The sequence below is a fragment of the Ferruginibacter profundus genome (assembly GCF_054783275.1).
In genome coordinates, this window is record NZ_BAAGQW010000001.1 from 1253993 (window position 1) to 1268672 (window position 14680).

At 40.8% G+C, this 14680-nt stretch carries 12 protein-coding genes; 1 reads left to right on the top strand and 11 read right to left on the bottom strand.

The window, feature by feature from the left end; translation table 11 throughout:
• Positions 1-55 precede the first annotated feature (55 nt).
• From ACYVM0_RS05315 to ACYVM0_RS05325, 3 genes are all read right to left on the bottom strand, one after another.
• On the bottom strand, positions 56-541 hold the full coding sequence (locus ACYVM0_RS05315) for a cytidine deaminase family protein (protein WP_460553576.1): 486 nt from the start codon (positions 539-541) through the stop codon (positions 56-58).
• A 143-nt stretch (positions 542-684) separates the two neighbouring features.
• On the bottom strand, positions 685-2190 hold the full coding sequence (locus tag ACYVM0_RS05320; RefSeq protein ID WP_460553579.1) for a S26 family signal peptidase: 1506 nt from the start codon (positions 2188-2190) through the stop codon (positions 685-687).
• 194 nt (positions 2191-2384) lie between these two features.
• Complete coding sequence (locus tag ACYVM0_RS05325; RefSeq protein ID WP_460553582.1) at positions 2385-3551, bottom strand: sigma-54-dependent transcriptional regulator; 1167 nt, start codon at positions 3549-3551, stop codon at positions 2385-2387.
• A 75-nt stretch (positions 3552-3626) separates the two neighbouring features.
• Between ACYVM0_RS05325 and ACYVM0_RS05330 the strand changes: the two genes are divergently transcribed.
• Positions 3627-4418, top strand: a complete 792-nt coding sequence (locus tag ACYVM0_RS05330) for a DUF4846 domain-containing protein (RefSeq protein WP_460553585.1) — start codon at positions 3627-3629, stop codon at positions 4416-4418.
• A 4-nt stretch (positions 4419-4422) separates the two neighbouring features.
• On the opposite strand, the gene ACYVM0_RS05335 is transcribed toward ACYVM0_RS05330, so the two are convergent.
• The 8 genes from ACYVM0_RS05335 to ACYVM0_RS05370 form a co-directional block, all read right to left on the bottom strand.
• Positions 4423-5460: a phosphotransferase enzyme family protein gene (locus tag ACYVM0_RS05335; RefSeq protein ID WP_460553588.1), complete on the bottom strand. Its 1038-nt coding sequence runs from the start codon at positions 5458-5460 to the stop codon at positions 4423-4425.
• Between the two features lie 17 nt (positions 5461-5477).
• The gene (locus ACYVM0_RS05340; protein WP_460553591.1) at positions 5478-7061 is read right to left on the bottom strand and encodes an aldehyde dehydrogenase (NADP(+)); all 1584 of its coding nucleotides are present in this window, start codon (positions 7059-7061) and stop codon (positions 5478-5480) included.
• Between the two features lie 85 nt (positions 7062-7146).
• On the bottom strand, positions 7147-7770 hold the full coding sequence (locus ACYVM0_RS05345) for a hypothetical protein (protein WP_460553594.1): 624 nt from the start codon (positions 7768-7770) through the stop codon (positions 7147-7149).
• A gap of 150 nt (positions 7771-7920) precedes the next feature.
• The gene (locus ACYVM0_RS05350; RefSeq protein ID WP_460553597.1) at positions 7921-8952 is read right to left on the bottom strand and encodes a DUF6807 domain-containing protein; all 1032 of its coding nucleotides are present in this window, start codon (positions 8950-8952) and stop codon (positions 7921-7923) included.
• A gap of 94 nt (positions 8953-9046) precedes the next feature.
• Entirely contained in the window at positions 9047-10756 is a 1710-nt protein-coding gene (locus ACYVM0_RS05355) for a hypothetical protein (protein ID WP_460553600.1), read from the bottom strand.
• Positions 10757-10773: 17 nt separating this feature from the next.
• Positions 10774-12066: an MFS transporter gene (locus ACYVM0_RS05360; RefSeq protein WP_460553603.1), complete on the bottom strand. Its 1293-nt coding sequence runs from the start codon at positions 12064-12066 to the stop codon at positions 10774-10776.
• Positions 12056-13123, bottom strand: coding sequence for a glycoside hydrolase family 130 protein (locus ACYVM0_RS05365; protein WP_460553606.1), 1068 nt, complete (start codon positions 13121-13123; stop codon positions 12056-12058). The genes ACYVM0_RS05360 and ACYVM0_RS05365 overlap by 11 nt, the downstream gene beginning before the upstream one ends.
• Before the next feature lie 77 nt (positions 13124-13200).
• Positions 13201-14679: a RagB/SusD family nutrient uptake outer membrane protein gene (locus ACYVM0_RS05370; RefSeq protein WP_460553609.1), complete on the bottom strand. Its 1479-nt coding sequence runs from the start codon at positions 14677-14679 to the stop codon at positions 13201-13203.
• Position 14680 lies beyond the last annotated feature (1 nt).

Below are 14680 nucleotides of genomic sequence, written 5' to 3' on the forward strand. Positions count from 1 at the left end.
CGCAGATACCGCAGATTTACTCCAACGGAAATTGGTGATACCTGCGGGAGTATCGTTACTTCATATCCTCTCCGCCAAAAGATAATGGCAATAGCTGACTTGCTTTTTTAATAACGATAATTTTCCCTTCCTGCCCGCTTAAGATAAGGCGTATAGGTTGTTTTACTCTTTCTTCATATTCAGCTAAGGTCTGGCGGCAAACACCACAAGGCGAAATGGGATGATTACTTTTACCGTTCTTATTGTCGTAGCTGATGGCCAATGTATCAATTGCAATACCGGGAAATAAGGTGGCTGCAGAAGACAACAGCACTCTTTCGGCACAAATACCAACGGGGTAAGCTGCGTTTTCCTGGTTGGTGCCGGTTACAGTTTGCCCGTTTTTTAATTGTGCAATAGCGCCCACATTAAAATGAGAATAGGGCGCATACGCATTGGCTGTAACTTTCCTGGCTTCGGTTACAAGCCTTGCATCTTCTGCCGCTAATTCATCAATGGAATTGTATACATCAAATGAAAAATTATATTGTTCCTGGTTCATACTGTTAGATTTTATTACAGATAAAAAATCCTTACTGCATTACTGCCAGTAAGGACTTGATGTATTAAATATACGAAAATTTTCTGTATGATCACGCCTGCGGCGTGTTCTTTTGAATTCGCCAAAGGCGAATTCCTACGGTATTATTTTATCCAACGGAAAATACGTTTCCATCTCGGGCCACCTTCCCAGCTGAACCAGATCAAAGATGCTTTACCCACAACATGATCTTCGGGAACAAAACCCCAGAAGCGACTGTCTAATGAGTTATGCCTGTTATCTCCCATCAACCAGAAGTAATCCATTTTAAAAGTGTATGAAGTGGCTTCGTTTCCATTCAGGAATACCTTTGCACCCTGCTGTACAAATTCGTTTCCTTCATAAGTTTCAATACAGCGACGATAACGGATAATATTATCAGGAGTTAATGAAATGGTAGCACCTTTTTTCGGTATCCAGAGTTTACCATAGTTGTCTGCACTCCATACATGCAATGAATCAGCATGATCATAATATGGAAATAATCTTCCATCCGGCCCTTCATAATAATATGCAAACCTTGCAGCATTTTCAGGTGATAAATTTTTCCATTCTTCATTGGTAATATTTACTAGTACATCTGCCCCTCCTCTTGATGTAACATCATCCTGTGATTCTCTTACATGAATACCCAGTTTAGCTAAGCTCTCGGCATCAGTTGGTGTTTTCTTTGGGTCAACCACTTTGTAAAGCCTTTGTGCATTAGGGAAATAATCCTGTGGTTTACCATTGATCAAAAGATTTCCATTTACAATCTCAATGGTATCACCTGCAATACCCACACAACGTTTAATAAAATTTTCTCTTTTATCAACCGGCCTTGTAATGATCATACTTCCATAATCTGTCCATACTTTTTCCCTGCCCCAGGCCCTCACTGCTTCATAATAAGTAGTTTGCGAACCAAATTTTTGTTCCGGGTCATTGATCAATGTATCATTAGCGGGGAAATTAAATACTACCGCATCATTTCTTTTTACCGGAGAAGGAAACCATCTTGTATAAGGAATATGGATCCACTCCACATAAGATTTTACATTTAAACCGGGAATGGTATGATGTACAAAAGGCATTGCCACCGGTGTATTGGGAATACGAGGACCATAAGCCCATTTACTTACAAACAAATAGTCGTTTACCAATAATGTTTTTTCTTCGGAAGGTGTTGGAATAACATAGGCTTCAAAAACAAAAGTTCTTATTAGTGTTGCCGCTACTACTGCAAAGGCAGCTGCATCTATCCATTCTCTTGCAACAGATTTTTTGTAATTTTTCACCACAGGTATGCCGGCATATCTTTCTCCTTTTGAAAATCCTAAATAAGGGAAATATATGAAAGGCAACAACACGGTAGCCGCATGATGCCAGAAACCGAAGCGGCCAAAATGCTCTACAAATTTTATAGCTATCCAGATGGTGATAAACTGGCCTGCAATAGGTATCAGCTGGAGGAAGAACCAATATTTGGGTAATTCCATTTTTTGCACCATGCACCAGGTATTGTAAAAAGGAACAAAAGCCTTCCAGCCATCAATGCCTGCTTTTTTAAACATCCCGTATAAACCAATATGCCAGCCTAATGCAGCAGCAATAAAAATTATCCAACCCATAGTTATTTTTTATATTTTTTGAGTGCCAAAAGTACCATAATATATTTTAAAGGCTAAAACCGTTCATAATTTGTTGGGAGTTCGTTAACAGAGCAGTTCATTGTTCATAGTTGATGGTTCATGGAAATACATTCTTCAGAGAGGCCCCTGTTACTATTTCACTTCCCCTTTTACTTTGAACGATCATCCATGAACTATGAACTTTTTGGTAGTACATAATTCTGAACGTCTTCCAGAGAAATGGTTTTGGCTGAAAGTATGATCAGGCGCTCTACCACGTTACGCAGTTCCCTGATATTACCCGTCCAGTTGTGTTGTTGCAATGCATCCATGGCTTTTTGGTCAATCGCTTTTTTAGGCTGGCCATATTCTGCCGCAATAATATCGAGAAAATAATCCACCAGCAAAGGCACATCTGCCCTCCTGTCGTTTAGTGATGGTACGTGTATAATGATCACGCCAAGACGATGATAGAGATCCAGCCGGAAATTTTTATCATCTACTTCTTTCAACAGGTCTTTATTGGTAGCGGTGATCACTCTGACGTCCACATTAATATCTTTTTCTGCACCTACTCTTGTAATTTTTCCTTCCTGCAAGGCACGTAACACTTTTGCCTGTGCCGTTAAACTCATATCACCAATTTCATCCAGGAATAAAGTACCGCCATTGGCCGTTTCAAATTTACCAATACGTTGTTTTACCGCAGAAGTAAACGAACCTTTTTCATGGCCAAACAATTCACTTTCTATCAACTCAGATGGGATAGCAGCACAATTCACTTCCACCATGGGGCCGGTGTTGCGGTTGCTTTTTTCATGAATCCATCTTGCCACCAATTCTTTACCCACACCATTTTCGCCGGTGATCAAAACACGGGCATCGGTTGGTGCAACTTTTTCAATCGTTTCCTTTATTCTTTTTATGGGATCACTTTCACCGATCATTTCCTGCACTTTGCTCACCTTGCGCTTAAGCACTTTGGTTTCGGTAACCAGGCTTTGTTTGTCTACCGCATTACGTAGGGTGATCAGTAAACGATTGAGATCCGGTGGTTTACTGATATAATCAAATGCCCCTTTTTTTACTGCTTCCACAGCGGTATCAATATTACCATGGCCGCTGATCATGATCACCGGCACATCGCCATTGATCTCTTTTGCTTTTTCTAAAAATTCAATACCATCCAGTTTGGGCATTTTGATATCGCATAATACAATATCATAGGCTTTTTCGCTGAAACGTTTTAAACCTTCTTCGCCATCACTGGCTTCATCAATTTTATAGCCTTCATAGCTAAGGATCTCGGTTAAAGTTTTCCTGATCGCCTTTTCGTCATCAATAATTAAAATAGTTGCCATACGCTTTAACAAAATTTTTATGTGGAGTTGATGCGTTTTCGCATCTGTACCCGTTAACGTCAAAATTAGCATTTTATGCCCTTTAAACCGCTGTTATTTTTTTGTTTGTTGCTTTCGCAGTCTTGTAACAATACAGCAAGCTCATCAGCAAATAAATCAGGTGGCGGCCAGCCCGAAATAGTAAAAGCAACAAGTAAAAACCCGTTTCATACCATTGCTGCTATTCCATTACCAGACAGCTTTACAAGAGTACCTGCCGATAGCAATTCTTTTGCCGGCTGGCTGCGAAATGTACCTTTAAAAGAAAATAAGACCGTGTATTTATTTGATGGCAGGGCCAAAGTGAATCAGCTGGCGCAGTATGCTGTGCTCGACATTTCTGTGCCCAACAAAGACCTGCAGCAATGTGCCGATGCAGTAATGCGGTTAAGGGCAGAATATCTTTTTGCCCGAAAAGAATATGCTGCCATACATTTTACTGACAACGAACTTACAGAATATGCATTTCATGCGCCCTATACCAGGGCAAATTTTATGACTTATATGCAAAAAGTTTTTGGCATGTGTGGCTCAGCCTCTTTAGCCAAACAATTAAATACAGTTACTGATTTTTCAGGCATACAACCCGGTGATGTATTGATACGGGGCGGCTTTCCGGGCCATGCAGTAATTGTGATGGATGTTGCACAAAATGCAGCAGGCAAAAAGATGTTTATGCTGGCACAGAGTTATATGCCGGCACAGGATATTCATATCCTGGTTAACCCGCTCAATGAAAATATTTCGCCATGGTATGCAGTAAATGAGGTAAAAAGAATTATAACACCGGAGTTTTGGTTTTACCAGAACGAATTGAAACGCTGGTAAATTTTTATATGTTACCTGTAGTTTCTTTTGCCGATAATTTTTCCAACAGCACTAATTGATTTTTTGCCCGTATCAAATTATGCCCGGCATATTTTTCACCATAATACACATCATCATTTAAATAGTCGGTAACAAAACGAAGGGCCTGCATATAGATCATGAATTTACCTGCATATACAAAAGATTGTTTTTCTTTTGCTGTCAATTCATCATCCATTTCATCCAGGTATCCTTTTTTAATGGCAGTAAAGTAGTCGTTCCTTATTTCAATTTTGGTAAAATCTTTTTCTTCTTCATTCACGGGTGATAAATACGTACGCAGCATATCTCCCACATCACTGATAAAATAACCCGGCATCATTGTATCCAGGTCAATTACACAGAGCCCCTTATCCTGTTCATCAAACAACACATTACTGATCTTGGTATCGTGATGTGTGGCACGTATTTTAAAATCCGGGTCGTGCTTTATTTTTTCAAATTCATCAACAATATTCTTATAGGTTTTAATTACTGCAATAGTCCCGGCCGCATTTTTTATCCTTTCTGCATTGCCACTGATCAATGCATTTTCAAATTGCCGGAACCGTAATGTGAGATTATGAAAATCGGGTAATGTAATTTTTAAGAGAGCGGCATTAAAGCCGATTAGTTTTTTGGTGAAGGCTCCAAATTGCCTGGCAGCTTCATAAGCCTGCGCTGGTTTTGAAACCACATCAATGGTATGGGAATGCTGCACAAACGGAAACATCCTGAAATAGCCATCATCAAAACAAAATACCGTTTCCTTTGCCGTTGTTGTTTTAAGTGGTGCCACAAATAAATAACCGGGATAATGCTGCTGTAAATATTCTGCTACCAGCTGAATATTGCGGGCTATATATTCCGGTTGTGTAAATATTTTGTGGTTGATGCGTTGCAGTATATAGGCCTTATCACCACTTATTATTTTCCAGGTGCTGTTGATAAGTCCGCTGCCAAAAGCCTGCACAGTACAGGCATCTTTATCAAAACCATATTCTTTTAAAACGGTTGCAATCATTATGATCAATTATCATTTTATATTATTTCCCTTGAGTAGCTGCCATTAATTATACGCAGGATATTAAGCGGATTGTTATCTTTTAATGCATCGGGCAATAGCGGTTGCGGAAAATTCTGGTACGCTACGGGCCTTACAAAACGCAGTATAGCCGCTGTTCCTACGGAGGTTGACCTGGAATCGGTGGTGGCAGGAAAAGGGCCGCCATGCACCATCGCATCACACACTTCCACCCCTGTAGGAAAACCCCCGAATAATATTCTTCCTGCTTTTTCTTTCATGAGGTCAATTACAGGTAACAGGTAAGCTTCATCTGCGGCATTGGCATGAACGCTAGCAGTTAATTGTCCTTCTAAACCTTGCAAGGCTTCGCAGATCTCGCCGGTATTGCTGCATAATACGACCAGGCTTACCGGCCCGAAAACTTCATGCGATAAATTTTTATTGGCGATAAATTCCTTTTGCGTAACACTGAAGATATGCGGTACTGCTTCTGTTTTATTTGCATCGGCTATTGCTTTGCTTTCTGCTGCTACTGTTGCTGCTGCCTTTAATTGCTGCACACCATCATTACAAGCGGTATATATGCCTTTGCTGAGCATTGTTGCCGGAGCGATCTTTTCAATTTGTACTGCCAATGATTGCAGGAATATTTTTGCGTTATCATCATCCACCATAAATACAAGGCCCGGGTTAGTACAAAACTGTCCCACTCCCATACTAACCGAAGCGGCAAAGCCTTGTGCAATGCCGGCTGCATTGGCAGCAAGGGCACCCGGCAATAAAATAACAGGATTCACTGCACTCATTTCTGCATATACAGGAATAGGTTCCGGACGGTTAACAGCAGCATCATAAATTGCCATACCGCCTTTTCTTGAACCTGTAAAACCTATTGCTTTAATGGCAGGATCTTTTACCAGTTGTATAGCTGTGGCTTCGTTGCAGCACACCAATGAAAAAACACCATCGGGCATATTGGTTTTCTTTGCTGCGCTGATGATGGCCTGTGCCACCATTTCATCGGTACCGGGATGCAACGGATGTGCTTTTACAATTACCGGGCAACCGGCCGCCAATGCAGAAGCCGTATCGCCACCGGCAGCAGAATAAGCAAAAGGAAAATTACTGGCACCAAAAACCATCACGGGGCCAAGCGGTGTAAGCATGCTGCGTAAATCAGGTTTGGGCAATGGTTGCCTGTCGGGTATGGCAGTATCTATTCTTGCATCTACCCACGACCCTTCCCTTAATAATTGTGCAAACATTTTCAGCTGCATCATAGTGCGTCCACGCTCTCCTGTTAGCCTTGCCGCAGGCAGGCCGCTTTCGGCCATGGCACGGTCAATCAGCTGATCTCCCACAGCTAAAATTTCTGCTGCAATGGTTTCTAAAAAAACAGCTCTTTCTTCTACTGATTTTTTATTGTATAACTTAAATGCTGCTGTGGCTTTTGCTGCAGCTGCTGTGGCTTCGGCTGCAGTAGCCAGGTGAAACCCGCCGGGCAGCATTGCGCCAGTTGTGGGGTTAACGGCTGAGAATATTTCAGTGCCTGAGGCAGATAAGGTATTGCCGATTAAATTATTTCCTGTTATTGTCATAGTATTAATTATTGAAGGCTTACTGAACATAAAAATAGCCCATTTTTTAAACGGGCTATTTTTTTTATTCGTTTCAACAGAAAGATTATTCTATTCCGGAGATCATTTTTACGTTGATATAAGCTTTTGATTTTGTGCTGTACACTTCTTTTTCAATATAAGAAAACTCTACCGATTTGTTTTTAAGTGACAACAGATTTTTAGCGTAGTTATTACCATTGGTAACATAATCGCTCCACACCAGCTGTGTAGATTTGGCGCCGGACAATACCGTGATGTAAATAAAATCTTTCACCTCCACGTTGGTAACCTTTCCTTTTACCATACGGGTATCCCTGATCACTTCTTCTTTTTCGGGGCTGGGAGATTTCATCTGGCTTTGTGCCATTTTCATCATGATCTCAGTCATTGCTTTACAGTCTGCCTTCATCAGGTCCATACCTATTTCGGCACCCAGTTTCTGCATCGCTTCGGCATCAGTCATTTCGATATTGCGTTCCTGCGCAAGTGCCATAAAATCCTCCAGTGATTTTTTCATCATACACTGCCCGATGGCCATTTGCAGTTCTTCCTGCGATTTTTTGCTGATGTCGGGTAATTCGCTCAGGCAGGCACAGGTACTATCTACAATTTTTTTCTTTAAATCGGTTTGTGCTGTTACAGCAAAGCTGCAAAACATAATCACAACTAAACCAGCTATTTTCTTCATTTGTATTTTTTTTGCAAACCTAAGGGAAATTGGGTGAATTTGTTTTGGTTTGAAGCTGAAGTTGAGTTTTTAACAAAAGAATTCCTCTTACTGCAAACGCCTTTTAAAAATTTGCAGGATAAATGGCATTTAATTTAAACAAAAGCCTTTTTACCTTATTTTCCCAAAGGCATCAGCCTGTTTATCCATTTCTTCTTTGGTTAAAAAATCTCCCGAATGTACAATTATCCTGTACCTGAAGGTAACCGACTTATGGGGTACCAGAGAAAAATTGAGTTCTTCTTTTCCGTTGCTGAATATCTTTCTGCCCAAGGGATTGGCAGCAAATAATCCATAGCCCCTGGCATGCCAGTATGTAGGATAGCCAATATTTGCCGGATGATCGATAATACCGATCGTAATATTTTTACCTTCTTTTACACCTGTAAGCATTGCCCACGTTCCGGTGGTGCCCCACAACGAATCTCCCTTTAATCCATTACTGCCATAGTACATACCGGTAACACCGGCGCCGGATGGTGGTATTGTGGTAATGTTATTCTTATCATCAATGAAACTGCTTTTTTCTTTGGAGGGCAATTCCAGTTCCCTAGCCACCCTGATACCCAGCATGCCATCTTTTACATCTTTAAAAATAACTGTTGTATCAGTCGCCGTTAATTTTGTAATACGGTCGATGACAAAGTCTTTTCCGTTTACAGCGAAATTAAAAGTGGTGGCTTCATTCAGTAAAATTTTTTCATCGGGCCTTATCCATACGGCACTTACAGTAAGAGAAGCTGCATTATTTTTTGTGCTTTTGCTGATGATTTCCTGATGCCGTATCGTTCCATACTGGTTTCTTTTTTCGGGTGCAATGGCAGTAGAGTTATTCCAGAAATCAAGGCCGTTTACAGATTCGTAATTTAACCAGATACCGGTGTGATGGGGATGATCTGTTCTTTCGCCGGGTACAATATGAAATGGATATTGCCGGGTAATGGTGATGCCTTCAATGGTGTTTACCGGAAAAAGTACCGGCTTTCTGCCGGAATCATAATAGCAATAAGCAGTAAGTAATTTACCATTGAATTCAATGGCAACTTCTTTGGCATCTTTTTTTTCTGTTATGGTAAATCCTTTTTGAGCCATTGCGCAAAAACCGGAAATTGTACCCAATAAAAGCAGCAGTGTTTTTTTCATATCAGCAACATAATGGTAAGAGAATGCCCGTAACTGCAGGCAATGCATAAAGCCATTACAAATGTAAAGATTTAATCAGTGCACCCTGCTTATGTTATTTTTTGCTGAACATATAGTCCACCACAATGCCGTTCACCAGCATTTTATTTGCAGCATAAGTTATTTTACCATTGGCGGGAACGCAGATGATAACTGCTGCATTTTGCGGTGCCAATTGTATGGAAGCAGCAGAAACAATATTACGGGCTATAAATTTTCCTGTAACAGTATTATACAAGTCAACTTTTTTACCGGGCTCCGTTTTTATCATAATGGTTTTGCCGGTGGTATAAGGATTGTAATATAAAAACGAAGGGTATGCTTTATCATGATAAAAATCTGTGGCTAATAAATTTAATTGCAATACCCCCTTTACATTAGTCGTTGTAATAATGCTCCCGAAGATACCAGCATGGCCGCTGCCATAAACACTGAACTGAGATTCATCAGGATTTTTACCGGGCACCCAAAGCGGGCCATCTCCCTGCGCTACAGGGCCTTTTAAATTTTCATTTCCCGGGTGCGAAGAGCTTTTGATGATGCCTTCATAACCAATTACACCCTTAGTAACTGCTGCCAACTGCGGAATGGTTTCATGATCATCGGGCATGTACTGCGGGTAAAAAAATCTTGCGGCATTGGCTGCATTCAGCATCCATTTTCCAATAGCAGTGGCGTAGGACTGGTAGTAACGTACCATGGGCACCAGCGGCCATGCGGCATCGTAAGTGTTCATTAAAAAGCCGTAACCGCCATGATCTGCAGTACTGCCTACGATACCGGAAATATCAATATCGTTCCATCGGCCCACCAGCACGCCCCATCCTTCCCGGCAGATGGCTGTACCGTCAAAACTCCAGTGCAGCATTGTATTGACATCGTAATTTTTTTCCTGCTCTGCATTTATTCTTGCCGCCAGGTAAGCACCAAAGGGCATCAATACCTCGTAAGTAGGGTTATGTGATTGCGATTGCAATGCATTTAAAGCACTGACAGCTCCCTTTAAATATTTTGCATCGCCAAATTTTTTATAGGCCGCATACAATACCCATGCATGCCCTGCTGCCACATCGGGCTGAGCACAGATCTGGTTTTTCATGGGTTGCATTTTGCCATAATCAAAATATGACCATTCGTAATTGCCGTTTAATATTGAATCTGCTGCATAGAATTTTTCTGCAATGCTTTTTGCAATTGCTGTAAAGCCCGGTTCTTTGGGATATTTATCGCAGATAGCATAAAACAATACATTAGGATAAACATCGTACCACCAGTCACGCCCATAGCCGCCGCCAAGCAACGCTACCTCGGGGCAGGTATTGTTCATCATAATATCCCAGCCCGTTTCTTTATTAAAATAATTTTTCAACATGCCTACATAATTGTACTGCTGTTTACTTTTATCGATACCTACCAAACTGGCACCCAGCGTAGCACCCATAGTGGCCAGTGCTTCATGAAACATCCCTTTGTTATTAATGCCCTGGCGCACATCTGCAACAGCAGTATATAAACCCACTACATTTTGCGGAAAATTTTTCTTGCTGCTGTCGATCCATACCATGGGCCAGAATTTGCCTGTGGCATTAAAATCATACACCGTCTTATCAAAATTCAACGACATTTTTTTGTAATCAATGATCTGTAAAGGCGATGGCAGGTTAGGCATGGCATCAACACGGGGAATAGCCTGTTGTTGTACCTGCGCCATTGCACCGGTTACTGAAAACAAAAAGAAGGCAGCAATTTTAATATTGAATTTCATGAATAATCTATTTTTAATTAAGCAATGTCTGAAGCTACTTCATAGAGAACTTTATTATCTGCAGGACTTTCACCTGAAGTTAGAATTTTTCCCTGTGCGATGATGTTTTTTGCCACAAAGATGGAACACAATTGCAATACTCCAATGATGATCACCGCATATCGTAAGGCAATATCAGCAGAACCATATTTTGCCATCAGCAGAAAAGTTGCTGCGCCGGAGAAACGGCCTACATATAATCCGGCTTCATGGTTTAAGATATAAGCAAACTCACTTCTTTTCTCTATTTTAGAAACAATATCAATAACCTGGAACTGAATAGGAAAATAAGCCAGGTCCATTAATGGTTTTGCGATCAGTAATAATAAAATAAATATCACCACCCCCACCTGGCTGAAGAGAACGCCATTAATAGCAGCACCGGCGGCAAATAATAAAAGACCGGCGGCAAATATTTTTATCCTGTCGGATGGTTTGGAGATACGGCCTAATACATACATGATGATAGCAGCAATAACAGCGCCTATTGAAGTGGCCGAACCTAAAGCGCCTTCATTACCAAAAAATTTCAATATCAGCATTGCAGGAGCTGTTACTAAAAATCCCTGCGCCAATCCTTTTAATGAGGCTAATGTTAAAAGCTTATACCAAAGCGGATGAAATTTAAAAAAGATATATTTTTTCTCCCCGGGATTTTTAAAAGTACCCCTGAAACAAACTATTGATGCCAAGATAGTAATAACAAACACAATTCCTGTTATCAACAGGTAAGCGGTGTGTTTTTGTGCATCACTTATCTGGGCATCGATGAACAAGCCAATGGTAATAGGAATGATAACAGAGATAATGGTATAAAACAATGTTTCCATGCCATAATAATAGTTACGGTTGCTGTCGTTGGTAATAGATAATGCCAGGCAATCCCTGTTGGCCCAATAAAATCCAAAACTTAAACCCATTATCATTCCGGCGCTTGCAATACCCATTGTGTTCAGCTCGTGTAAAGACATCATCACCACCATTGATACACCACTCAGCATCATACCGGCGGCGTATAATTTACGGATATCAAAATGCTTGAGCAAAAAACCATTCAGTAAAAATGTCAGTGGTATGCCTGTATAAATGGTGAGCTGGTAGATCACCACTTTGGTAATATCACCATGTGTGTTACGCATAATATATGCGGCCACAAAGGTATCAATTACAGGTAACACAAATGCATATACTAAATTGGTAAAGATCAGTATCCTGAAATTATGCGGCTGGCTTTTAAAATGGGCGATCTCTGCTTTCAGTTTATTCAGCATGATTGAATTTTAATAATGAAAAAATTTCCTGTAAAGAAAAATGTGCGCCGCAAACAAATTCATCTGCAGCACCATAATAAACTGTAATGGTATCGCCATCGGGGTGTACAATATGCCCGTTTGTAAAAACCACGTTTCCAAAAAAACCGCTTGTTTCATAGGTGGCGGTTGGTACCATGATAGGCTCCGCTGTTCTTGCAATTATTTTTGAAGGATCATTTAAGTCCATTAAAAATGCACCCAGACAATATTGATGTTTTTGATTGGCGCCATGATAAATTGCCAGCCAACCTTTTTTTGTTTTTATTGGTGCAGCACCGGCACCTACCCTTGCACTATCCCAGGCGCCTTCTCTTACTTTAATGATGCATTTATGATTGCCCCAATGTATACCATCAGGCGAAGAAGTGATCCAGATATAATTACCGCCTATATCCACACTGCTCGGACGGTGCAATGCATAATATACACCGTTGATCTTTTCATCAAAGATGGCACAGTCCTTATTGTGGGGCGGTAACATCATACCATGCGATTGAAAATTCTTCCAGTCAGTAGTTGTTCGCAGGCCAACACCTACGCCGTTGCCTGATACTGCCGTAAATGTGAGGTAATATTTATTGTCCAGAAAACTCACCCTGCAATCTTCTATACCAAAAGCCTGCAACATGCCTTCTCCCGTCAACAAAGGATAGCCTTCCGGCTCATAAAATTTAATACCGTCATCGCTGCACAGCAAACGAAGATGTGACAGTGTGGTTAAGTAATCCACACCTTTATAATTGATCACCCTGGCATCAGTGGCATTTAATGCAGGATCATCTTTTTTAATAGCAATGATTTCTATGCTGCCTGCAGGCGTTAGTACAGGAAAAGAAATAGCATTGTCTTTTTGAGCAGGCCTTTCTGCCACTCTTACCAAAAGCCATGTTTTGTTTTGGTATTGAAATACACCGGGATTTAAGAGACAGGTAATTTGAAGACCATCGGTACTTGGTGTAAGATCTGCAGGCGACAGCAATGGATTTTGAGTAAAACGTTTTGCAATATCCTTCATACAATCGTTGTTAAAGTATGTAAGTAAAAAGTTAACCCGGATGTTTTTTGAAACCGGGTTAACCATTATTAAAATAATCAGTAGCCAGGATTTTGTGTTAATGTTCCTGCAGATGCATCAATTTCGCTTTGCGGAATCGGGTACAGGTAATGTTTATCCTGGAAATTTTTTCCATTGGCAATCATCACGGCTTTTGCCATTTTCCATCTTTTTAAATCCAGCATTCTCTGGTTTTCAAAACCAAGTTCTACTCTTCTTTCTGATACCAGCCATGATTTAATGGTTGGCTTATCAGTAGATGCCGGACGATCCGGCAATGAGCCGGGAGGTACCACACCACCTGTTGCTGTTGGTGTAGTTCTTGCCCTTGCCCTGATCTTATTAATGTATAAAATCGCATTGGTATTATCCCCTGTTTCCAAATAGGCTTCTGCTTTCCAAAGCAGTGCATCGGCAAAACGGATATATATCTTATTATTTGGTGCATCATCATTACCCTTGTTTGTACCGTTTACAGACCCCAGCATTTTGTTTACGTTTTTGTTGGCTACATCCACAGTAAATAATTTTCTTGGGTCATTAGGTTCAAAGGCATTTAAAAAATCTGTGCTTGGTGCAAAGAAACCCCAATCTAACGGCGCACAGATACCATTGCCATTCCTGGGCGTAGTATTAGTTTGATGATCGTAAGCAAAGATCACTTCATTATCGGTGAACTCGGTATTAAAGCTGCTGAAGTAATTTGTATTTAAGCTATAAAAGCCAAGCGTTTCCAGTTCGGTAACAAATGTGATCACTTCACTCCATTTTTCGGTATATAAAGCGGCTTTAGCCTGCAAAGCAATTACTGCACCTTTACTTACTCTCCATTTTTCGGTAGCAGAAGAATATTTGCTGTTAGGCAATAATCCTTTTGCCAAAACAAGGTCAGCTTTAATTTTGGCCCATACCGTTTTTTTATCCGCTCTTACAGCCACGGCAAATGCTTCCTGGAAAGTTTTTACCGGTGCAACAATCAGTGGCACATCGCCAAAGTTGGTAACCAAAGAAAAATAGTAATAAGATCGCAGGAAGTAAGCTTCGCCCAGCAACTGGTTTTTCCTGGCTGTTGCAATTCCTGTTACAGTTTCAATATCTGCTCTTGTTAATAATTCAATAGCGATGTTTAATCTTTTTATTCCTTCGTAATCATATTTCCACAAACCATTTGGCCCGCCATTGGTGGAGGTAAATGTAAAGTTGTTGATATCATCCATCCAGGGCTGATCGCCGTCGGGGTTCCATTTTTTTTCCATATCATCCGAAGCAATGTCCTGCATTACATAATCGTTCTGAAACACCAGTCCACCACCCCAGTCCCACTGTGCCAGTATGTTGAGCCTGCTGGAAAGCAGTTGGTAAGATGAGGTGACAGAATTTTCCACACTACTTAGTGTAGGCGTTGTATTGGCCTGCTCCAATGTCGTCAATCCAATTGCTTCGGTAGTAAGTTCCTTTTTGCAACTAACCATCGTAAGCAAGGAAACTGCCACACCTGTTATTAATATTTTTTTCATA

Coding starts and splice junctions, on each gene's coding strand:
- ACYVM0_RS05350 (WP_460553597.1), bottom strand. CDS start 8,952: ATGAAAAAAACACTGCTGCTTTTATTGGGTACAATTTCCGGTTTTTGC.
- ACYVM0_RS05345 (WP_460553594.1), bottom strand. CDS start 7,770: ATGAAGAAAATAGCTGGTTTAGTTGTGATTATGTTTTGCAGCTTTGCT.
- ACYVM0_RS05365 (WP_460553606.1), bottom strand. CDS start 13,123: ATGAAGGATATTGCAAAACGTTTTACTCAAAATCCATTGCTGTCGCCT.
- ACYVM0_RS05320 (WP_460553579.1), bottom strand. CDS start 2,190: ATGGGTTGGATAATTTTTATTGCTGCTGCATTAGGCTGGCATATTGGT.
- ACYVM0_RS05340 (WP_460553591.1), bottom strand. CDS start 7,061: ATGACAATAACAGGAAATAATTTAATCGGCAATACCTTATCTGCCTCA.
- ACYVM0_RS05330 (WP_460553585.1), top strand. CDS start 3,627: ATGCCCTTTAAACCGCTGTTATTTTTTTGTTTGTTGCTTTCGCAGTCT.
- ACYVM0_RS05370 (WP_460553609.1), bottom strand. CDS start 14,679: ATGAAAAAAATATTAATAACAGGTGTGGCAGTTTCCTTGCTTACGATG.
- ACYVM0_RS05325 (WP_460553582.1), bottom strand. CDS start 3,551: ATGGCAACTATTTTAATTATTGATGACGAAAAGGCGATCAGGAAAACT.
- ACYVM0_RS05335 (WP_460553588.1), bottom strand. CDS start 5,460: ATGATTGCAACCGTTTTAAAAGAATATGGTTTTGATAAAGATGCCTGT.
- ACYVM0_RS05360 (WP_460553603.1), bottom strand. CDS start 12,066: ATGCTGAATAAACTGAAAGCAGAGATCGCCCATTTTAAAAGCCAGCCG.
- ACYVM0_RS05355 (WP_460553600.1), bottom strand. CDS start 10,756: ATGAAATTCAATATTAAAATTGCTGCCTTCTTTTTGTTTTCAGTAACC.
- ACYVM0_RS05315 (WP_460553576.1), bottom strand. CDS start 541: ATGAACCAGGAACAATATAATTTTTCATTTGATGTATACAATTCCATT.